We start from the raw sequence: 19,738 nt of genomic DNA, 5'->3' as shown, positions 1-19,738 counted from the left end.
CACTCACGCAAAAGGCACCCTTGCGCCGAACCAAATAGAACGGCGGTAAGATTTTCTTTTTCTGCGCATCGCTGATACTGCTACGCTCCAACAGCCGGAGCGCGCCCGAAAACCAGGTTACGCATCACCTTCCAATTTTAGACAGGACTGAGCACCTCGGTTTCCCGAGACCCGAAGCAGATCGCCAAACCGGCCAGACCGGTCGCCGACATTCGTCCATGGATCTTCCTGATGCCCGTCAGTCCGATCGCAAGGACAGCCTGTCCCCCCAAGCGAGTGAATCGCTGGAACAGTGGTAACAAGACCGAACGGCCGGCGGCAATGAATCTCTGATATTGACTCAGGAATCCGGCGGAAAGAATCTCTCGGTTTTGTGAAGGCGCGATATATCGGCAACAGCAAAAAGGCGCCGCACATTGCGACGCCTTCTGAAATGGATCAGCCTTGTTTACCTGACGCTAGGTCAGGCACCGGCGTCAGCCCAGTGCTTTTACGCGCGACGACAGGCGCGACATTTTGCGGGCAGCAGTGTTCTTGTGGAAGACACCTTTGGTGACGCCGCGCATCAGTTCGGGCTGGGCTGCGCGCAGGGCTGCGGTTGCAGCGTCCTTGTCGCCGGATGCGATTGCTTCTTCAACTTTGCGCAGATAGGTGCGGATGCGCGAACGGCGTGCTTTGTTTACAGCGAAACGCTTTTCGTTCTGACGTGCGCGTTTCTTTGCCTGAGGCGAGTTAGCCATGTGTTTCTGACCTTTGTTCGGTACGGTTATCTAGGGTTGCGCGCCACGGAAACATCCGCACCGGATCAAAAATCACGAGTGTGAGTCGGGCCGAGCGGGCCGCACGCGCATGTATAGCGGCGCTTACTATCCAAGTTGGCGAGGTTTGCCAAGCCGATTCTTTTAATGCGCAAGGCAGGTATGAAAAAGGCGGGCAAAGGCCCGCCTGTTCCGATCTGGTCAGGGCACCGCTTACTTGTCGCGGAACTGCGCCGCTCGTTTTTCCAGAAACGCGGCCATGCCCTCTTTTTGGTCTTCTGTCGCAAACATCGAGTGGAACACGCGCCGTTCAAACAGCATTCCCTCGCTCAGTGGCAACTCATAGCTGCGGTTCACGGCCTCTTTTGCCGCCATCGCCGTCAGTTGCGATTTCTCCGCGATCTTCTGCGCGGCCCCTATCGCCTCTTCGATCAGCTTCTTTGCCGGAACAACACGGCTGACCAGCCCCGAACGCTCGGCCTCTTCCGCATCCATGAAGCGCCCGGTCAGGTTCATGTCCATTGATTTGGACTTGCCGACAAAGCGGGTCAGGCGTTGCGTGCCGCCGATACCAGCAATGACACCCAAATTGATCTCGGGCTGGCCGAACTTGGCAGTATCAGCGGCGATGATGAAATCGCACAGCATCGCCAGTTCACAGCCGCCACCCAACGCATATCCTGCCACCGCAGCAATGATCGGTTTACGAATAGCCGAGACGCGATCATTGGCCTCGCCAAACAGGTTCTGACTGTAGACATCGACAAAGCTCATCTCGGACATCTCTTTGATATCCGCGCCCGCGGCAAAGGCCTTTTCCGAGCCGGTGATGACGATGCAGCGCACCTTGTCGTTTTCATCTGCCTCTTCCAGCGCGGTGTACAGCTCACCCATCAACTGGGTGTTCAGCGCGTTCATCGCGTCCGGTCTGTTGAGCTTGATAAGGGCAACGTGGTCTTCGATTTCGACGATGATCGTCTCAAAAGCCATGGGATGTAAGCTTCCGGTTGTTCCGTTCAAGTACGATTCCTTACCATGCGAAAAACTTGGATCAAGCTATCTTTGGCATTGCGCACAATAGAAGGATGAGCGACCGGACTGGGTGATTCTCCTGATCACGGCGTCACAACCTTCGGTCCGGCAGGGCTCGCCCTCTCGGCCATAGACATCAAAGTTGTGCTGAAAATATCCAAGTTCTCCATCAGCTTGGCGGAAATCCCGCAGCGACGATCCACCCGCCTCAATCGCCTCCTGCAGCACCTGCCGGATAACAGGAACCAGCGCCGCGACCCGCGCCGCAGAAATTTGCCCGGCCCTGCGACGTGGCGACACCCCGGTACGATAAAGCGCCTCGCAGACGTAAATATTGCCGAGCCCGGCAACGATTCCCTGATCCAGCAATGCAGATTTGACCGGTGTGTTCTTTCCGCGAAACGCATCGACCAAGTGTTGCTCGTGAAAATCATTGCCCAGGGGTTCCGGCCCCAGAACCGACAGAAGTTTGTGTTCCTCAGCCGTGGCCGTCGGCAGCAGATCCATTGCCCCGAACCGGCGCGGGTCGTTGAAGGTCACCCGCGCGCCATTGGCCATGTGAAACACGACGTGATCGTGTTTTGCCGGCATCGGATGCTCGTGCACGAACTGCCCAAGCGGATCGCCCGAGACGGTCATCCGCCCGGACATGCCCAGATGGATCAAAAGCGTCTCGCCACTGCCGAGATCGGCCAGAAGGTATTTGGACCGCCGTCGCAGCCGGTCAACCCGCTGGCCCGTCAGTCGCTCGGCCATGCGTTCCGGAAACGGCCAGCGCAGATCCGGTCGGTTCACGTCCGCCTTTTCGATCACCACCCCCTCCATCGCAGGGGTCAGGCCGCGTCTTACTGTCTCGACCTCGGGCAATTCCGGCATTACACGGCTCCTAATCCAAAGGGCCGCATTGTGCCCCGGTTCCAGAGCCCTATAACAGAGGCGAAATTCGACAAACGGCAAGGCAAATGTCCGACAACAGCGACAAGACCACACATTTCGGGTTCGAAACCGTGCGCGAGGCTGAAAAAGCCGGGCGCGTACAGGGCGTGTTCAACTCGGTCGCCTCGAAATACGATGTGATGAACGACGTCATGTCGATGGGCATCCACCGGGTCTGGAAAGACGCGATGATGGACTGGCTGGCTCCGCGCCCCGGTCAGCGGCTGTTGGATGTGGCGGGCGGCACGGGCGATATTTCTTTTCGCTTCCTACAACGCGCGGGCCACGGCCACGCCACCGTTCTGGATCTGACCGAACCGATGCTGATCGAAGGCCGCCAGCGCGCCGAAGCCGACCAGATGTCGGACAGCCTCAACTGGGTGGTCGGTGATGCCATGGCACTGCCTTTCGAGGACAACACGTTTGACGTCTACACCATCTCGTTCGGAATCCGGAACGTCACCCGCCCGCAAGAGGCGTTGAACGAAGCGTTCCGTGTTCTCAAACCCGGTGGCCGCCTGATGGTGCTGGAGTTCAGCCAGTTGCCCAATGACGGGCTGCAAAAGCTCTATGATCTCTACAGTTTCAACGTCATCCCGCGCATGGGGAAGCTGATCGCCAATGACTACGACAGCTATCAGTACCTGGTCGAATCGATCCGCAAATTCCCGGATCAGGAAACCTTTTTGAACATGGTCCGCGCAGCGGGATTTGAGAATGCCAAATACCGCAACCTGAGCATGGGCATCGCGGCGCTGCATTCCGGATGGAAGATCTGACCTATGCGCGGCCCTCATAATATCATCCGCCTGATCCGCACAGGCGCCACGTTAGAGCGCACGGGTGCCATGAATGTCGTGCTGGACGCGTTCGAAGCTCCGCGTGCCGTGCGCATCCTGGCGCATACGTTGGGCAAACCCTTCCAATGGCTGGGTTACAAAGGCAATCCCAAGATGCCGCCAGCGACGCGTGCCCTGACCGCGCTGGGTCCGGCCTACATAAAGTTTGGCCAGGTGCTGTCGACCCGCCCGGATGTTGTAGGCAACGAACTGGCAAGCCAGCTGCGTGTGTTACAGGACAAACTTCCCCCTTTTTCCCGCGCAGCAGCAATGGCCGAAGTGGAAAAGGAACTGGGGCAGCCGGTGGCCGAAATCTTCAGTGAATTCAGTGATCCGATTGCCGCCGCTTCGATCGCACAGGTTCACAAGGCCAAACTGACCAGCACGGGCGAAGATGTCGCCGTCAAGGTCCTTCGCCCCGGCATCGAACGCGCCTTCAAAAAGGATGTCGACGCTTTCTATTTTGCCGCCCGCATTGTTGATCTCTTTGCCCCCGGCGCGCGCCGGTTGCGCCCGATGGAGGTCATCGAGCATTTCGACGGAATCGTACGCGGCGAACTAGACCTGCGTCTGGAAAGCGCGGCTGCTTCGGAATACGCCGCCAACACCAAAGACGATGCGGGCTTCTGGCTGCCGCCCGTGGTTTGGTCGTTGTCCGCACGCCGGGTGATGACGCTCAGCTGGGCAGATGGAATCCCGCTTGGCGACAACGAGGCCCTGGATGCAGCGGATCACAACCGCAACGATCTGGCCCAGCGGGTCTTGCGCCTGTTTTTGCTGCATGCCCTGCGCGACGGCTACTTTCATGCCGACATGCATCAGGGAAACCTGAAAGTCGCGGCAAACGGCGACATCATTGCCTATGACTATGGCATCATGGGCCATATCGACGAATACACCCGCCGGGTCTATGCCGAGATCCTGTTCGGCTTCATCCGTCGCGACTACAAGCGCGTGGCCGAAGTGCATTTCGAGGCGGGCTATGTCCCCGCCAATCAGGACGTTGACGAGTTCGCCCGGGCCCTGCGCGCGGTCGGAGAGCCGATCTTCGGTATGGACGCTACGCATATCTCCATGGGGCGTTTGCTGAGCTACCTGTTCGAAGTAACCGAACGGTTCGGGATGGAAACCCGGACGGAACTGATCCTGCTGCAACGCACCATGGTTGTGGTCGAAGGCGTCGCGCGGTCACTGGACCCCCACATGAACATCTGGGAGGTCGCGCGTCCCGTGGTTGAAGATTACATCAAACAGTCAATCGGCCCGCGCGCCGTTATGCGGGACTTCGGCAAGACAGCAATGGTTCTGGCCCGGTTTGGCCCACGCCTGCCTGGGTTGGTTGAAAACGCGCTGATTGCGCAGACCCAGCAGGAAGAAACCAAAGGCAACGGAGTCGTGGCGTCACTTTTGACCGCCGCAATTGGCGCCGCTTTCGGTGCGGCGGCGGTGCTTTTGATTACAGTATTGGGTTAACTCCGGCCCGCCTGCTTCATCTGGCCAAAAATATCCTCGGGGGAAATCGCGCCATGGCGCGATGGGGGGCAGACAGCCCCCCTGCCCGATCTCAGATCAAAGGCGCTCGATTGCTATGGCAATCCCCTGACCGCCCCCTATGCACATGGTGATCAGACCTTTGGAACCACCGGTGCGTTCCAACTCGTAGAGGGCCTTCAAAGTGATGATCGCACCGGTCGCGCCCACCGGGTGGCCCAAAGCGATCGCACCACCGTTGGGGTTAACCTTCGATGCGTCCAGCCCAAGCTCCTGATTGACAGCCAAAGCCTGCGCAGCGAACGCCTCATTGCTTTCAATGACATCAAACTCTTCGGCGGACAGCCCGGTCTTCTTTAGCAGATTCTGAACCGCCGGAACCGGTCCGATCCCCATCACTTCGGGCCGAACCCCGGCATGGGCATATCCCAATACGCGCGCCCTGGGCTTCAATCCGGCTTTCTCGGCGGCGTCTGCCGTCGCCAGAACCATAGCCGCTGCCCCGTCATTGATACCCGAGGCATTTCCGGCAGTAACACGACCGTCTTTCTTGAACACCGGTCGCAAACCTGACAGCGCCTCAAGCGAGGTTGCTTTCGGGTGCTCATCGACCTTGAAGTCGACCATGTCGCGCTTGACCTTGACCTGCACTGGCGCGATCTGGCTTTCGAAATAACCCGCCTCGATCGCTTCCGCCGCGCGGGTCTGGCTGGTCATTGCAAATGCGTCCATCTGCTCACGGCTGATCTGGTGCTCGTCCGCGACGTTCTCGGCGGTGATACCCATATGCCCGGTTCCGAACGGACAGTTCAGTGCTCCCAGCATCATATCCAGCGAGGTGACATCACCCATCTTTGCGCCCCACCGCGCCTGCGGAATGATATAGGGGCTGCGCGACATGCTTTCGGCGCCGCCTGCAACGGCGAATTCCGCATCGCCCAACATCAGCGACTGCACCGCCGACACGATCGCCTGCGCGCCAGACCCGCACAGCCGGTTCACGTTCATTGCGGGGGTGCCATTTGGAATTCCTGCCTGCATCGCAGCAACCCGCGACAGATACATGTCACGCGGCTCGGTGTTGATCACATGACCGAAAACCACATGCCCGATTTGCGCGCCTTCGACCCCGGACCGCTCCAGCGCTGCCTCGGTCGCAACGGTCGCCAGATCAATCGGCGCGGTCGAGGCCAGAGCCCCGCCAAAGGTGCCAATCGCGGTGCGAGCACCATCGAGAATTACGATGTCGGTCATGGATCACTCCTCCTGAATTTGACCGCAGTATGCACACGCAGAATGATGATGTCGCGCAAGACGTCCCGTCACGGACGGAATTGACAATGCTCCGCTCAGCGCGCATGAAATTCCGTCATGACGGAAAACACAGACGATATCCTGACACGCCTCCCCGCCCGCCTGAAAGAGGCACGCAGGGCCAAGGGCCTGTCCCTCGAAGCGGTCGCCAACTTAAGCGGCGTCTCCCGGTCCATGGTCAGCCAGATCGAACGGGGCGAAAGCAGCCCGACCATCTCGACACTGTGGAACCTGACCCGCGCCCTGCAGGTGGATTTTGCGGGCCTTCTGGAAGACTCCAAAGCCAAGGATCAAATCGAGGTGCTCAAGAAGACCGAAGTGCCAAGTATCGATAACATGGGCGAGCGATGCCGGATTCACATCCTGTCGCCGCCGGAAGAGGCCGGTGGGCACGAAGTTTACGATATTCAGTTCGAAGACGGCGGTGCGTTGAACAGCCAGCCCCATAAGCGGGGCGCACGGGAACAGCTTACCGTTTTGGAAGGCGCCGTCCGGGTCACTTCGGGGAACGCCGTTTCGGACTTGAAGCAAGGCGATACCGCCCGGTATGCGGCGGATATTGCGCATTCCATTTCCGCCGATGGCCCGGCACGGGTTTTCCTGATCGTGAAAAACGCCTGACATCAGCAGATTTCCGCCTTCACGGAAATTTTTCCTTCATACTGTAATTCCCCTATTTGGGAATCTTGTCCGCTATGTTAGAAACGCGACTCAGATGAACGGAGGTCGCCATGGCAGATGCATTCCTGTCCCACATCACGGACACCCTTGCGCAGATCGAAGCAGAAGGCCTGTACAAACGCGAACGAATGATCACCTCGCCCCAGGGCGGTGAGATTACGGTGGGCGACAGGCAGGTTATCAACCTGTGTGCAAACAATTACCTGGGTCTGGCCGATCACCCCGCGCTGATCGGGGCTGCCACGAACGCGATGGGACCTAAAGGGTTCGGTATGGCTTCGGTGCGTTTCATCTGTGGTACGCAGGATATTCACCGGGAACTGGAACAGGCGTTGGCGAAGTTCCTGAACAAGGACGATTCCATCCTGTTTGCAGCCTGTTTCGACGCCAATGGCGGACTGTTCGAACCTTTGTTAGGCCCGGAAGACGCCATTATCTCGGACAGTCTGAACCACGCGTCGATCATTGACGGCGTGCGGCTGTGCAAGGCGAAGCGCTATCGCTACATGAACAATGATATGAACGACCTTGAAGCCTGGTTGAAACAGGCGCGCGAGGACGGGGCGCGGCATGTCATGATCGCTACTGATGGCGTGTTTTCCATGGACGGCTATCTGGCCAACCTGCCAAAAATTCGCGAACTGGCGCACAAGTACGATGCCATCGTCATGGTAGATGACTGCCACGCCACCGGCTTCATGGGGCCGAACGGTGCCGGAACACCGGATCACTTCGGTGTCGACGTGGACATTCTGACGGGAACTCTGGGCAAGGCACTTGGGGGGGCAATCGGCGGCTATATCGCCGGGCCGCAGCCAGTGATTGACCTGCTGCGGCAGCGGGCGCGGCCCTATCTGTTCTCAAACTCGCTGCCGCCTTCCATCGTCGCTGCCGGTCTGGAAGCGATCCGTCTGGTCGAACAGGGCGACATGCTGCGCGCTCAGCTGTTCGGCAATGCGAAATACTGGCGCGCGGGTCTGGAAAAGCTGGGATTTGACCTGCTGCCCGGCGAGCACCCGATCATCCCTGTGATGCTGGGAGAAGCGCAGTTGGCGCAGGACATGGCCGCACGTCTGTTTGACGAAGGCGTCTATGTTTCGGGCTTCTTCTTTCCTGTCGTGCCACGCGGAAAGGCGCGGATCAGAACCCAGATGAATGCGGCCCTGACCAGGGACGAACTGGACAGCGCATTGGCGGCCTTTGGTAAGGTCGGCAAGGAGCTGGGAGTGATCTGATGCGACCCAACACAATGAAAGCGCTCGAGAAGTCCAGACCCGAGGAAGGGCTTTGGATGGTGCGGGCTCCGGTGCCGGAAATCGGCCCTGATGAGGTGCTGATCAGGATCAACAAGACCGGTATCTGCGGCACCGATATTCATATCTGGAACTGGGATGAATGGGCCGCGCATACTGTTCCGGTGCCGATGATCACCGGCCACGAGTTTGCCGGAGTGATTGTTGAGATCGGACGCAACGTGACGGGTCTTGAGGTTGGCCAGCGGTGCTCGGGGGAAGGGCATCTGATCGGGACCGACAGCCGACAGAGCCGCGCAGGCAAGTTTCACCTCGACCCCGGCACGCGCGGCATCGGGGTAAACGAACAGGGGGCGTTTGCCCAATACCTGAAGCTGCCCGCCTTTAACGTTGTGCCCTTGCCGGACGACGTCCCGGATGAAATCGGAGCGATCCTTGATCCGCTCGGCAATGCGGTGCACACGGCGCTCAGCTTTGATTTGCTGGGAGAGGATGTTCTGATTACCGGAGCGGGTCCCATTGGCATCATGGCTGCTGCGGTCGCCCGTCATGCCGGGGCACGGCATGTGGTGATCACCGATATCAACCCGGATCGTTTGAAGCTTGCCGAACATGTCGTACCCACAGTGCGCGCCGTCGATGTCAGTCGCGAAGACCTGAAAGACGTTATCGCTGCGCTTGGAATGCAACAGGGGTTCGATGTGGGCCTGGAGATGTCAGGCTCACAAGCCGCGCTGGATCAGATGGTCGAAGCGCTGGTGATGGGCGGCAAGATTGCCCTTCTGGGTATCCCGCCCGGCAAATCCCCGGTCGACTGGTCGCGCATCGTGTTCAAGGCGATCACCATCAAAGGCGTCTATGGCCGCGAGATGTTCGAGACCTGGTACAAGATGATAGCCATGCTTCAGAACGGCCTGGATGTCAGCCGGGTCATCACTCATCGGTTCAACGTCGACGATTTCGCCAAAGGGTTTGAGGCCATGAAATCCGGTCAATCCGGCAAAGTGGTACTGGACTGGACCTGAAGTGACAAAACGAAAACAGCGGCCCGAATGAGCCGCTGTTTTTCTTTGTCTGATTGTGTCTGGATCAGTCCAGCGTGCGGGTAACTTCTTCGCGTTCGAAGATTTCGATGACGTCGCCTTGGCGGATGTCATCGTAGTTCTCGAATGCCATACCACATTCCTGACCCGACTGGACTTCGGCCACTTCGTCCTTGAAGCGCTTCAGCGTCTTCAGCGTGCCTTCGTGGATCACCACGTTGTCGCGCAGCAGACGGACGCCTGCGGAACGACGGGCAACACCTTCGGTGACCAGACAGCCAGCAACTTTGCCAACACCGGTGACCTTGAAGACTTCGCGAATCTCGGCGTAGCCGATGAACTTCTCGCGAATTTCGGCGCTCAGCAGACCCGATGCGGCCGCTTTCACGTCATCAACGAGGTCATAGATCACCGAATAATAGCGGATCTCAACACCCTTCTGGTTCGCCGTATTCCGGGCTGACGCATTGGCGCGAACGTTGAAACCAAAGACCGGCGCGCCGGAGGCTTCAGCCAGGCCGACATCCGTCTCGGTGATCGCACCAACGCCCGAGTGCAGTACACGCACGCGCACTTCGTCGTTTCCGATCTTCTCCATCGCCTGAACGATGGCTTCGGCAGAACCCTGCACGTCGGCTTTGACGAGGATCGGCAACTCGGCCACGTTCTCGTCTTCCTTGGCTTTCTGCATCAGCTGCTCAAGGGTGGTCGCGGCACCGGCGGCGGCGCGTTTGTCCTTGGCGGCTTGTTCGCGGTAGGCTGCGATCTCACGGGCCTGTGCTTCGGTCTCGGTCACGTTCAGAACGTCACCGGCCTCGGGCGTACCATTGAGGCCCAGGACTTCGACCGGAACCGAGGGGCCAGCTTCCTTGACGCGTTCGCCCTTGTCGTTGATCAGCGCACGGACCTTACCGTACTGTTCACCCACAACGAAGATATCGCCCTGACGCAGCGTGCCGTTCTGAACCAGAACAGTGGCCACAGGACCACGGCCCACATCCAGCTGCGCCTCGATTACGGCGCCCTGGGCGGCGCGGTCGGGGTTGGCTTTCAGTTCCAGAATCTCGGCTTGCAGCGCGATGGCTTCCAGCAGTTCGTCCAGACCCTGACCGGTGATGGCGGACACCTCGACGTCCTGAACTTCACCCGACATCTTCTCGACGATCACTTCGTGTTGCAGCAGGTCGGTGCGGACCTTGTCCGGATTTGCGTCCGGTTTGTCGATCTTGTTGATCGCCACGATCATCGGCACTTCGGCCGCCTTGGCGTGGTTGATCGCCTCGATCGTCTGCGGCATCACCGCGTCATCGGCCGCAACCACCAGAACCACAATATCCGTGACCTGGGCACCGCGCGAGCGCATCGACGTAAACGCCGCGTGGCCCGGAGTATCCAGGAAGGTCAGCGTCGTGCCACCATCAGTTTCGACCTGATAGGCGCCGATATGCTGGGTGATGCCACCGGCCTCGCCTGCGACGACCCGCGCATCGCGGATCGCGTCCAGCAGCGAGGTCTTACCGTGGTCAACGTGACCCATGATCGTAATGACCGGCGGGCGCGGTTGCAGATCTTTTTCGCTGTCTTCGACCTCTTTGATGACGTCCTCGACATCCGAATCGGAAACACGGGTGACCTTGTGGCCGAACTCTTCGATGATCAGCTCGGCTGTATCGGCGTCGATGGTCTGGTTCTGCGTCACCATCATGCCCATCTGCATAAGGGATTTGACTACATCGGCCACGCGCTCGGCCATACGGTTCGCCAGTTCCGAAACCATGATCGCTTCGGGCAACTGTACGTCGCGGATCACCTTTTCGCGCTCGACCGGGCCGCCCATGGCTTTCTGACGCGCACGCTCCTGCTTGCGCTTCATCGACGCCATCGAGCGCTGACGGTTACCTTCGCCACCGGTGGCCTGACCCAGTGTCAGCTTGCCGGACCTGCGGTTGTCGTCACGCCCTTTGCCGCGACCACGTTGTTCGCGTTCGCGATCCTGCTTGCGCGGAGTCGCCGCTGGCGCAGGCTTGCTGGCCGGGCTGCGGGCCGCCTTGGGTTCTTCGGGGGTCGGGGCCTCAGCGGCGCGTTTGGCGGCTTCTTCCGCCTCTTTGCGCTTGCGCTCTTCGTCTTCTGCCTTCTGGCGCGCACGTTCTTCGGCCTCACGCTGTTCGCGTTCCTTGGCCTCTTGCTCGGCACGGCGGCGGGCGCGTTCTTCTTCACGCGCCTTTTCTTCCGCCTCGCGGGCAGCAGCCTCGTCGGCCTCGCGCGCCTTGGCGGCCTGCAATGCCTTCATGCGGCGCGCCATTTCGGCATCCGAGATGCCGGCCGGACGACGTGAAGGATCACCCGACGGCGCAGCGCCGCCACCTGGCTTGCTGGCACCCGGCTTGGGAACCACCACGCGTTTGCGTTTGGTTTCCACCACGACATTCTTGGTGCGTCCGTGGCTGAAACTCTGTTTCACATTTCCGGGGCGTGCCCCGCCACGAAGACCCAATGTCTTTTTGCCGTCACTATCGCTCATAAAGCTTCTTACCCTTCCGAGCGGCCCTTGCCGCCGTCATCCGTTTCGCGCAAGCCACGCAGGCGCTGCGCTTCCTCTACAACACGTTTGGCGAGTCCGCCAGAGGCCAGAGCCGCATGAATCACGGTTTGGCGCCCAAATGCCTGTCCCAACTCGTCCGCCGTCAGCCAACCGATGTATTTTCCAAAATGCGGCGTGCTCAGTTTCGACTTGCCGCGCCCCGATCCATCGGTGGCCTGAATCAGTACCTGGGCCTCTTCCCGGTCCAGCCACGTCTTGACCTTTTCGTAGCCGGCGACCGCATCGCCGGACTTGCGGGCCAAGCTCAGCAGTTCAATCACCCGGCGCGAAATCTGCCGCTCGACCTCATCCGCCAGATCCTGCGGTATGGTCACCTGAGCCTTGAACCCGCGTGCAAACAGTTTCTTGCCCACGGCCCGGTCCAGTGCGGCGCGATCCGCCGCCACATAGACCCCACGTCCCGGCAGTTTCGCCGCGACATCCGGATAGACCTGACCGTCCGGCCCCGTCACAAAGCGTATCAACCCATATTTAGGCTGAACTTCGCCCGTGGCGATGCACTTGCGTTCAGGTCCTTCGGACCGGTCTTTATGGACGCCACCGCGACCCATTCACGCCACCCGAGGCCTGAAATCAGGCCTCGGCCTCCTCGTCTGCAATTTCACTGTCTTCTTCGGCCTGTTCCAGTTCGGCCGGGTCAACCCAACCCAGCATGATGCGGGCCGTCATGACCAGATCCTGTGCTTCTTCCAGCGTGACGCCGAAAGGCTCCAGAACACCGTCATCCTTGATGCGTTCGCCGTCGACCGTGGTCCAGCCACCGGCCAGTTCCCAGTCCGCGCAGGTCGCGAAGTCTTCCAGTGTCTTCACATCGTCCTTGGCCAGCGCCTCAACCATCTGGGGTGTCAGGCCTTCGAATTCAATAAGGCTATCCTCGGCGCCCAGGGCGCGGGCAGCATCCAGCGCGGCCTTGGCCTGTGCTTCCAGGAATTCCCGCGCGCGGGTTTGCAGTTCCTGCGCGGTGCCTTCGTCAACACCGTCAATGACCAGAAGTTCGTCGATCTCGACATAGGCAACCTCTTCGAGGTTGGTGAAACCCTCTGAGACCAGCAACTGGGCAAAGAACTCGTCCAGATCCAGGCTTTCCATGAACAGCTTGGTGCGGGCTTCGAATTCCTTCTGACGACGCGCCGACTCTTCGGCCTCGGTCATGATGTCGATGTCCAGACCAGTCAGCTGGCTGGCCAGACGCACGTTCTGACCTCGGCGGCCAATGGCAAGCGATAGCTGTTCCTCGGGGACCACAACCTCGATCTTGCCGGCTTCTTCGTCCAGAACCACCTTGGAAACCTCGGCGGGCTGCAGAGCGTTCACCAGGAAGGTCGGCTGGTCCTCGTTCCACGGGATGATGTCGATCTTTTCGCCCTGCAGCTCGTTCACGACGGCCTGCACGCGGCTGCCGCGCATACCGACGCAGGCACCGACGGGATCAATTGAGCCGTCATAGGAAATAACCGCGATCTTCGCGCGCGAGCCGGGGTCACGGGCCACGGCCTTGACCTCGATGATGCCGTCATAGATTTCCGGCACTTCCATCTTGAACAGCTCGGCCATGAATTCCGGCGCGGTACGCGACAGGAAGATCTGGTGGCCGCGAACCTCGCGGCGGACTTCCTTGATATAGGCGCGGACACGATCATTCGGGCGATAGCTTTCGCGGCCGATCTTGTCGTTGCGGCGCAGAACAGCCTCGGCACCACCCAGATCGACGATGACATTGCCGAATTCTTCGCGCTTGACGGCACCGTTGATGATGGTTCCGGCGCGATCCTTGAATTCTTCGTACTGACGATCACGCTCGGCCTCGCGGACCTTCTGCAGAATCACCTGTTTCGCCGACTGCGCCGCGATACGGCCCATTTCAACCGGCGGCACTTCTTCAGCGAAGACGTCACCGACTTGCGGGTCTTCCATGTACTGTTTGGCCTGCTCGACGGTGAACTCGGCCTGATAGTTTTCCAGCTCGTCATCCTCGACCACGGTACGAACGCGGGTAAAGGTGGCCTTGCCGGTCTTACGGTCGATGCTGACGCGAATGTCCATCTCGGCGCCGTAGCGGCTCTTGGCGGCGCGGGCGAGCGATTCTTCCATCGCTTCGACAACCAGACCGGGGTCGATCATCTTTTCGCGGGCCACGGCCTCGGCGGTCTGCAGCAGCTCCAGCTGGTTGGCTGAGGTGATTGCCATCAGTTCGTCTCCTCTTCGGACCCTTCGGTCTCAATCTCGTCGAAAGCGTTTTCGTTCAGGGCACCGGCATCCTTGCGCTGGCGCAGCATTTCCTTGATCAGGTCGTCGGTCAGGACCAGCTTGGCGTCGCTCAGCCAGTCGAACTGCAGACCGATGGTGATCGTTTCTGACCCCTCGGGAATGTTGATCAGAACCTCTTCCCCTTCGATCCCGGCCAACTCACCCTTAAAGCGGCGGCGGCCGTCGATCAGCTCGGCGGTTTCGATCTTGGCCTCATACCCCTCGAACGTCTCAAAATCCTTGAGACGGGTCAGAGGGCGGTCGATACCGGGGCTGGACACTTCCAGCGTGTAGGCGTCAAGGATCGGATCCTCGACATCCAGCGTGGCGCTGACCGCGTTTGAAATCTCGGCGCAATCATCCACTTCGATACCACCATCGGGCTTGTCGGCCATGATTTGCAGCGTGGTCTGTTTGCCGCTCATCAGGCGGATACGGACCAGCTCATACCCCAGATCCTCGATCACGGGGGTAATGATCTCGGCAAGTCGCCGATCGATGGCAGCTTTGGCTATCAGGTCGTTTGTCATCAGGTTCTCTACCCATGAATCGGGCACAAAAAAACGGGCGCGCGGCCCGTCGATCTTTTCCGGTGGAGCCCCGGACCCTAGCCCGACACGCCGCTGTTGAAACTGCATATACGCAGGGTTTCCCGAAACTGCAACCCCCGGCAGGTCACACTGAACGGAATTACGCCACCCACCACCTTTCGGCGATGCGTCCGTCGTCCAGCGCGCGGCCCATTCCGATCTGGCGGGGCATTCCCACATGAGCAGCCAGCGACAGTGCCATCTCCGATTCGGCGGGATAAAACCGCAAACCTCTCTGGCCCTTCAGCCCCTCCGAGGCAGGCAAGGCAGCGATGTCGACATATCCGTCCCGCAAGGCTTCAGCGCGGACATTTGGATCCGGAATGACGATGATTTCCACGGAGTCCGCCCAACCGGCCCGTCCGTCCTTGTAGTGACCGTTCACCTTGCGCCCGAGGAAATGGCGGCCATCCTCGGCACGCTCGACACGGTAACACCCCGTCCCGTTCGCGGCGTGCAGTGGCGTGACCCCCTGCCCCTTGCGTGTAATGACAAACCGACTGTCGGCCAGAAGAAACGGCAGGCCCGGATTGGCCGCGGCCAATTCCAATCGTATCGAAGTCAGGGAAAGCGCTTTGGCCTGTCCGACTTCTTCCAGAACGGCCAGAACATCACCCATTTCCAAAACCGCGCCATCGTGAAACAGAACGTCCCGGCGCAGCTCGAAATTCCAAACGCGCGCCTCGGCATCGGTTTGCCAACTGGTTGCCAGTTCTGCACGCAAGGTGCCATCCGGCGCAATCTCGGTCAGCGTGTCGAACACCGCGCCGCGCGCCACTTGCTCGAGGCTGTCATCACGGGGCACGGCCAACCTCAAGGCCCCGCCCGATTTCGGCGTATCCGCAAGCGAAGCTCCGGTCGCCGCCAGCAGAGCGGCAGCGGCACCCGACGCAAACAGGGCTCGGCGGTCGATCCGTGTCATGCTACAGCCTCCTCGGCAACACGGTCCATGATACGGACCAGTTCGGCGCTGATACCGGGCTCAGAAAGGGCGTGGCCTGCCTGCCGCACCATTTTCAGCTCGGCGTTGGGCCAGCGGTCGGCCAGTTTCCAGGCAGCTTGCGGCGGGCAGATCATGTCATAGCGACCTTGAACGATATGGCCGGGAATATGTGCGATCCGATCCATCCGATCCAGAATCTGGCCGTCTTTCTCAAGAAATCCACCATTCATGAAATAGTGGTTTTCAAGCCGAGCAAAGGCGCGCGCATACTCTCCAGGGCTTTCCCCGGTCGATCCGTTGGAATGGATCGAAGCCAGCGCATTCTCCCAACTGGACCAGGCGCGGGCATACAGGATTTCGGTCGCGCGATCGCCTGAAAACAGGCGTTTGTGATAGGCGGTGATCGTATCGTGCAGTTCAGATTCGGGCAGCAGGGACGTGAATTTCGCCCACTGCTCGGGCCAGAATTTTCCGGCCCCGCCCCCATAGAACCAGTCCAGTTCGGCCTTTGTCATCAGGAACACGCCACGCAGCACCAGACGGGCAACATGATCCGGATGGGCCTGCGCGTAGATCAGCGCCAACGTGGCCCCCCAGCTGCCGCCAAAAACGATCCACTCATTTATGTCCAGCAAAACCCGCAAGCGTTCGATATCGTCAACCAGATGCCATGTCGTGTTGTCCTCGACCGCAGCGTGGGGCCGGGACCGGCCACAGCCGCGCTGGTCAAAAAGAATCACCCGGTAAACATCGGGATCAAAATAGCGGCGCATCGCCGGACTACAGCCGCCACCCGGGCCGCCATGCAAAACCACGACCGGTATCCCGTCGGGATTGCCGCATTGTTCCATATAGATGCGATGCCCGTCGCCCACATCGACCATCCGCTGATCGAATGGGTCGATCGGCGGGTACAGATATTGAACTGCGCGCTTTTGGTCCGGGTACTTGTCCATTATGGCCCTATATAGTCCTTAAGCGTAAAAGAGCATACGGAGACAGGAATGCAAGCGCATCCGAACACGGTTGACCCTTCTGAGATCGCAAAATTCGAAGCGATGGCCGCAGAATGGTGGGACCCGCATGGAAAATTCAAACCACTGCACATGCTCAACCCCTGTCGGCTGGATTATATCACACAGCAGATTGCAGGCGAATTCGATCGCGATTTGAAGGCCGCAAAGCCGTTCGAGGGTCTGCGTTTGCTGGATATCGGCTGCGGCGGCGGGCTGCTGAGCGAACCAATGGCACGACTGGGGGCCGAAGTGGTCGGAGCGGATGCCGCCGAAGGCAACCTGCCCGTCGCGCGCATCCACGCGGAACAATCCGGTCTGGAGATCGACTACCGCCACACCACCGCCGAGGACATGGCCGCCGCAGGCGAACAGTTCGACGTGGTGCTGAACATGGAAGTGGTCGAGCATGTGGCCGACCCGTTGGGATTCCTGACAGCCTCGCAGCAATTACTGAAACCGGGCGGGTTGCTGATATGCTCGACCATCAACCGCAATCCGAAATCTTATGCGATGGCCATTTTCGGGGCCGAGGTCGTCATGCGCTGGCTGCCCCGCGGCACGCATGAGTGGAACAAGTTCATCACCCCCGATGAGCTGTTCGACCTGCTGCGCCAAGCCGGGCTGGACCCGGTGGACCGCAAGGGTTTCGTGTTCAACCCGATCCTGTGGAGTTGGTCGCTCTCGGACCGCGACCTGAGCGTGAATTATGTGACGGCGAGTGTGAAGCCGAATTAAGGAAGATTTTTTGACTCGATCTTTAAGTTACGCGCCGTGGCGCGCGGTATTTTTTGGTGCGGCAATTTCCGCTGCTACCTTGTTCAATAACACGCTAGCCACAGCAGAAGAGAATGCGGGCGTGTTCGTGTACGAACATGAAGGCGTTCCGCTTCTTGGCTACATTAGCGATCCTAAAGTTTCTGAGGCGACTCAGGAAATAGCAGATCGGTACTTGGGTTCGAACTCGAACAACTATGATCTGGTAAGGGCGTTGTATTTTTTCGTCTTTATTGACCCCGAGATAGTTTCGGATGGCAAGTTTGTGAAACCAGTCGAAATAGAACTGACGGAGGAGATGACAGAACCATTTTCCAAACACGAACTCTCTGACGAAGGATGCAACGTAGGAAAAATAAGTTCTACTAATGAAGATGTAAAAGGTGAGTATTTGATATGGCTTATCCATGGCGGTGAATTCGAGGGCGTGGATGGAATAGAATCCTGCCTTCTATTCGCGGCGGCGGCTTCGGCCGGAATTTGGTTGGCTGATGTTCCAGTTTTGCATCCCCGTGATTTACGGCAGCTTTTGGATAGAATGCTCTTAGATTGAAGTGGCCGTTTAGTCCGCGGCACATTGCATGAGCATCAAGCCTGTCAGCGCCCGACCACACCAGTCCTGGATCCACCTTGGGACAACGGTACGCTGATCCCTACTCCCCCTCCAACTGCAACCGCAAATCCCGCAGCACGGGTAACGTGCTGCGCACCCGTTCCAGCCCCAGCTCTCCGACGACACGGTTGATCAGCGGGGCAATCGAGGAAATCGCCTGATCGCGCGCGCGGCGACCGGCTGGGCTGATGGCGATCATCTTGCGGCGGGCGTCGTCCCAGTCGGGGCGGATGTGGATGTATCCGGCCCATTCAAGCTTGGCCAAAGTGTTGGTCATCGCCCCTCGGGTGACGTGAAAGGTGCTGGCCAGTTGCGCGGGAGATCGTTCGCCCCCGACAAAAACCAGATGGTTCAGAACTGAAAAGTGCGAGATCTCCATACCCTTGGGCAGCACCCGGCTAAGCCGGTTGCGCAATAGTTGATCGGCGGTCAGGATTTCGCTGAACAGCGTGACCGCAAGGGCATTGTGTTCGTCAGTCATGGTCCGGTTCTGGATCAGGGCCCGTCAAAGCGACGGACGTGAGTCAAAGAGGGCACGCGACGGCGCGCCTCAGACACAGAACTATCATGCAAATCGAAAATGTGAATGCCCGGATCGGTCCCTGCGTCGATGACAACCTCTCCCCACGGGGCAACGACCATGCTGTGGCCATAGGTATGGCGCGTCTTTCCGCGTGTTTTGGGATGCTCACCGGTCTGGGCGGGTGCCAAAACCCAACAGCCAGTTTCAATCGCCCGCGCGCGTAGCAGCGATTCCCAGTGCGCGGCCCCGGTCACCGGCGAAAACGCCGCCGGAACTGTCAGGATACGTGCACCCGCCTGCGCCAACGACGCATAGAGCGCAGGAAACCGGATGTCATAACAGACGGTCATGCCGACCTTGCCGAATGTGGTGTCGGCAATTACCGCCTTATCACCAGGGCGGTAGTTTTTCGATTCGCGGAAGGTCTCGGTCTCGGTGACCTGCACGTCGAACATGTGAATCTTGTCGTACCGCGCCAGGATCTGTCCCTGCGGGTCGATCATGTAGGAGCGGTTGGCAAACCGACCGTCCACATCATGCGTTTTGATAGCCAGCGACCCGATCAGCAACCAGACGCCCAGCGCGGCCGCCTGATCGCACAGGCCAGCAAGCGTCTGGTCGTCTTCTTCATACTGCAGGACTTCGCGCTGCCGCGTGGTGCTGGTGGAGACGCAATTCGTGACCTCGGGCGTCAGGACAAACTGCGCGCCCTGCGCTGCCGCATCGGCCATCATGGCGCGCACCATAATGAGGTTTTCTGCCGGGTCATCCGACGAAGTGATTTGCAACAGCGCCGTTTTCATCAGGCCGCCAGCAGTCGGTCCAGCTTGCCCTGCCGATCCAGCTCGTACAGGTCATCGCAACCGCCGACATGGATGTCACCTACAAAGATCTGAGGCACCGTGCGTTTACCCGAGGCCCGTTTGATCATCTCTGGTTTTCGCTTGGGGTCCATCAGGACATCGATTTCCTTGAAATCGATACCCTTCTGCTTGAGCAGGCGTTTGGCAGCGTGGCAAAAGCCGCATAGCGGCGAGGTGTAGATTTCTACCGGCTTCATGTTCCGTTCCCTAGATTTCGCGC

20 protein-coding genes are annotated in these 19,738 nt (G+C 59.4%); 7 read left to right on the top strand and 13 right to left on the bottom strand.

Going from position 1 to position 19,738, the window contains the following annotated elements; genetic code table 11:
• Positions 1-476 precede the first annotated feature (476 nt).
• The 3 genes from rpsT to mutM form a co-directional block, all read right to left on the bottom strand.
• The gene (rpsT, locus tag ACR1XU_RS06585) at positions 477-740 is read right to left on the bottom strand and encodes a 30S ribosomal protein S20 (protein ID WP_170575014.1); all 264 of its coding nucleotides are present in this window, start codon (positions 738-740) and stop codon (positions 477-479) included.
• Between the two features lie 231 nt (positions 741-971).
• Positions 972-1,748: an enoyl-CoA hydratase gene (locus tag ACR1XU_RS06580; protein ID WP_170681949.1), complete on the bottom strand. Its 777-nt coding sequence runs from the start codon at positions 1,746-1,748 to the stop codon at positions 972-974.
• Between the two features lie 66 nt (positions 1,749-1,814).
• A complete protein-coding gene (mutM, locus tag ACR1XU_RS06575) occupies positions 1,815-2,666 on the bottom strand; it encodes a bifunctional DNA-formamidopyrimidine glycosylase/DNA-(apurinic or apyrimidinic site) lyase (protein WP_480903998.1) in 852 nt (283 codons plus the stop codon).
• A gap of 86 nt (positions 2,667-2,752) precedes the next feature.
• On the opposite strand from mutM, the gene ubiE reads away from it, so the two are divergent.
• Together ubiE and ubiB are read left to right on the top strand one after the other, a co-directional pair.
• Positions 2,753-3,505, top strand: coding sequence for a bifunctional demethylmenaquinone methyltransferase/2-methoxy-6-polyprenyl-1,4-benzoquinol methylase UbiE (ubiE, locus tag ACR1XU_RS06570; RefSeq protein WP_170615483.1), 753 nt, complete (start codon positions 2,753-2,755; stop codon positions 3,503-3,505).
• Positions 3,506-3,508: 3 nt separating this feature from the next.
• Positions 3,509-5,038 carry a 2-polyprenylphenol 6-hydroxylase gene (ubiB, locus tag ACR1XU_RS06565; protein WP_480904001.1) on the top strand — a complete coding sequence of 510 codons (1,530 nt, stop codon included), beginning with the start codon at positions 3,509-3,511 and terminating at the stop codon, positions 5,036-5,038.
• A gap of 96 nt (positions 5,039-5,134) precedes the next feature.
• On the opposite strand, the gene ACR1XU_RS06560 is transcribed toward ubiB, so the two are convergent.
• Positions 5,135-6,310, bottom strand: coding sequence for an acetyl-CoA C-acyltransferase family protein (locus ACR1XU_RS06560; protein WP_480904004.1), 1,176 nt, complete (start codon positions 6,308-6,310; stop codon positions 5,135-5,137).
• 117 nt (positions 6,311-6,427) lie between these two features.
• Here ACR1XU_RS06560 and ACR1XU_RS06555 point away from each other — a divergent pair, with 117 nt between their 5' ends.
• The 3 genes from ACR1XU_RS06555 (at position 6,428) to tdh (ending at position 9,329) form a co-directional block, all read left to right on the top strand.
• Positions 6,428-6,991 carry a helix-turn-helix domain-containing protein gene (locus ACR1XU_RS06555; RefSeq protein WP_170615489.1) on the top strand — a complete coding sequence of 188 codons (564 nt, stop codon included), beginning with the start codon at positions 6,428-6,430 and terminating at the stop codon, positions 6,989-6,991.
• Positions 6,992-7,101: 110 nt separating this feature from the next.
• The gene (locus ACR1XU_RS06550) at positions 7,102-8,286 is read left to right on the top strand and encodes a glycine C-acetyltransferase (protein ID WP_480904007.1); all 1,185 of its coding nucleotides are present in this window, start codon (positions 7,102-7,104) and stop codon (positions 8,284-8,286) included.
• 14 nt (positions 8,287-8,300) lie between these two features.
• Complete coding sequence (tdh, locus tag ACR1XU_RS06545) at positions 8,301-9,329, top strand: L-threonine 3-dehydrogenase (RefSeq protein WP_480904236.1); 1,029 nt, start codon at positions 8,301-8,303, stop codon at positions 9,327-9,329.
• 64 nt (positions 9,330-9,393) lie between these two features.
• On the opposite strand, the gene infB is transcribed toward tdh, so the two are convergent.
• The 6 genes from infB to pip form a co-directional block, all read right to left on the bottom strand.
• Complete coding sequence (gene infB / locus ACR1XU_RS06540) at positions 9,394-11,868, bottom strand: translation initiation factor IF-2 (RefSeq protein ID WP_170619595.1); 2,475 nt, start codon at positions 11,866-11,868, stop codon at positions 9,394-9,396.
• Between the two features lie 8 nt (positions 11,869-11,876).
• On the bottom strand, positions 11,877-12,500 hold the full coding sequence (locus tag ACR1XU_RS06535; RefSeq protein WP_170615495.1) for an RNA-binding protein: 624 nt from the start codon (positions 12,498-12,500) through the stop codon (positions 11,877-11,879).
• Positions 12,501-12,522: 22 nt separating this feature from the next.
• Positions 12,523-14,136: a transcription termination factor NusA gene (gene nusA, locus ACR1XU_RS06530; protein WP_170615497.1), complete on the bottom strand. Its 1,614-nt coding sequence runs from the start codon at positions 14,134-14,136 to the stop codon at positions 12,523-12,525.
• A complete protein-coding gene (rimP, locus tag ACR1XU_RS06525) occupies positions 14,136-14,726 on the bottom strand; it encodes a ribosome maturation factor RimP (RefSeq protein ID WP_170805848.1) in 591 nt (196 codons plus the stop codon). Before rimP ends, nusA begins: the two co-directional genes overlap by 1 nt.
• A 160-nt stretch (positions 14,727-14,886) precedes the next feature.
• The gene (locus ACR1XU_RS06520) at positions 14,887-15,708 is read right to left on the bottom strand and encodes an ABC transporter substrate-binding protein (protein WP_480904010.1); all 822 of its coding nucleotides are present in this window, start codon (positions 15,706-15,708) and stop codon (positions 14,887-14,889) included.
• Entirely contained in the window at positions 15,705-16,685 is a 981-nt protein-coding gene (gene pip / locus ACR1XU_RS06515) for a prolyl aminopeptidase (protein ID WP_480904012.1), read from the bottom strand. The genes ACR1XU_RS06520 and pip overlap by 4 nt, the downstream gene beginning before the upstream one ends.
• A 48-nt stretch (positions 16,686-16,733) precedes the next feature.
• Here pip and ubiG point away from each other — a divergent pair, with 48 nt between their 5' ends.
• Both ubiG and ACR1XU_RS06505 read left to right on the top strand, forming a co-directional pair.
• Positions 16,734-17,480, top strand: a complete 747-nt coding sequence (ubiG, locus tag ACR1XU_RS06510) for a bifunctional 2-polyprenyl-6-hydroxyphenol methylase/3-demethylubiquinol 3-O-methyltransferase UbiG (RefSeq protein WP_480904015.1) — start codon at positions 16,734-16,736, stop codon at positions 17,478-17,480.
• A 10-nt stretch (positions 17,481-17,490) separates the two neighbouring features.
• Entirely contained in the window at positions 17,491-18,072 is a 582-nt protein-coding gene (locus tag ACR1XU_RS06505) for a hypothetical protein (RefSeq protein WP_480904018.1), read from the top strand.
• A gap of 100 nt (positions 18,073-18,172) precedes the next feature.
• On the opposite strand, the gene ACR1XU_RS06500 is transcribed toward ACR1XU_RS06505, so the two are convergent.
• Genes ACR1XU_RS06500 through grxC form a run of 3 tightly spaced genes read right to left on the bottom strand, consistent with a single transcriptional unit; the run spans position 18,173 to position 19,715 of the window.
• The gene (locus tag ACR1XU_RS06500) at positions 18,173-18,613 is read right to left on the bottom strand and encodes a MarR family winged helix-turn-helix transcriptional regulator (RefSeq protein ID WP_170428429.1); all 441 of its coding nucleotides are present in this window, start codon (positions 18,611-18,613) and stop codon (positions 18,173-18,175) included.
• A gap of 14 nt (positions 18,614-18,627) precedes the next feature.
• On the bottom strand, positions 18,628-19,458 hold the full coding sequence (locus ACR1XU_RS06495; RefSeq protein WP_480904021.1) for a carbon-nitrogen hydrolase family protein: 831 nt from the start codon (positions 19,456-19,458) through the stop codon (positions 18,628-18,630).
• Positions 19,458-19,715 carry a glutaredoxin 3 gene (gene grxC / locus ACR1XU_RS06490; protein ID WP_170615509.1) on the bottom strand — a complete coding sequence of 86 codons (258 nt, stop codon included), beginning with the start codon at positions 19,713-19,715 and terminating at the stop codon, positions 19,458-19,460. Before grxC ends, ACR1XU_RS06495 begins: the two co-directional genes overlap by 1 nt.
• Positions 19,716-19,738 lie beyond the last annotated feature (23 nt).

It is taken from the genome of Ruegeria sp. D1(2025) (assembly GCF_056536425.1).
The sequence above is the reverse complement of the archived record's forward strand: the minus strand, read 5'-3'. Positions and strand labels throughout refer to the sequence as shown.

Coding starts and splice junctions, on each gene's coding strand:
- rpsT (WP_170575014.1), bottom strand. CDS start 740: ATGGCTAACTCGCCTCAGGCAAAGAAACGCGCACGTCAGAACGAAAAG.
- ACR1XU_RS06580 (WP_170681949.1), bottom strand. CDS start 1,748: ATGGCTTTTGAGACGATCATCGTCGAAATCGAAGACCACGTTGCCCTT.
- mutM (WP_480903998.1), bottom strand. CDS start 2,666: ATGCCGGAATTGCCCGAGGTCGAGACAGTAAGACGCGGCCTGACCCCT.
- ubiE (WP_170615483.1), top strand. CDS start 2,753: ATGTCCGACAACAGCGACAAGACCACACATTTCGGGTTCGAAACCGTG.
- ubiB (WP_480904001.1), top strand. CDS start 3,509: ATGCGCGGCCCTCATAATATCATCCGCCTGATCCGCACAGGCGCCACG.
- ACR1XU_RS06560 (WP_480904004.1), bottom strand. CDS start 6,310: ATGACCGACATCGTAATTCTCGATGGTGCTCGCACCGCGATTGGCACC.
- ACR1XU_RS06555 (WP_170615489.1), top strand. CDS start 6,428: ATGACGGAAAACACAGACGATATCCTGACACGCCTCCCCGCCCGCCTG.
- ACR1XU_RS06550 (WP_480904007.1), top strand. CDS start 7,102: ATGGCAGATGCATTCCTGTCCCACATCACGGACACCCTTGCGCAGATC.
- tdh (WP_480904236.1), top strand. CDS start 8,301: ATGAAAGCGCTCGAGAAGTCCAGACCCGAGGAAGGGCTTTGGATGGTG.
- infB (WP_170619595.1), bottom strand. CDS start 11,868: ATGAGCGATAGTGACGGCAAAAAGACATTGGGTCTTCGTGGCGGGGCA.
- ACR1XU_RS06535 (WP_170615495.1), bottom strand. CDS start 12,500: ATGGGTCGCGGTGGCGTCCATAAAGACCGGTCCGAAGGACCTGAACGC.
- nusA (WP_170615497.1), bottom strand. CDS start 14,136: ATGGCAATCACCTCAGCCAACCAGCTGGAGCTGCTGCAGACCGCCGAG.
- rimP (WP_170805848.1), bottom strand. CDS start 14,726: ATGACAAACGACCTGATAGCCAAAGCTGCCATCGATCGGCGACTTGCC.
- ACR1XU_RS06520 (WP_480904010.1), bottom strand. CDS start 15,708: ATGACACGGATCGACCGCCGAGCCCTGTTTGCGTCGGGTGCCGCTGCC.
- pip (WP_480904012.1), bottom strand. CDS start 16,685: ATGGACAAGTACCCGGACCAAAAGCGCGCAGTTCAATATCTGTACCCG.
- ubiG (WP_480904015.1), top strand. CDS start 16,734: ATGCAAGCGCATCCGAACACGGTTGACCCTTCTGAGATCGCAAAATTC.
- ACR1XU_RS06500 (WP_170428429.1), bottom strand. CDS start 18,613: ATGACTGACGAACACAATGCCCTTGCGGTCACGCTGTTCAGCGAAATC.
- ACR1XU_RS06495 (WP_480904021.1), bottom strand. CDS start 19,458: ATGAAAACGGCGCTGTTGCAAATCACTTCGTCGGATGACCCGGCAGAA.
- grxC (WP_170615509.1), bottom strand. CDS start 19,715: ATGAAGCCGGTAGAAATCTACACCTCGCCGCTATGCGGCTTTTGCCAC.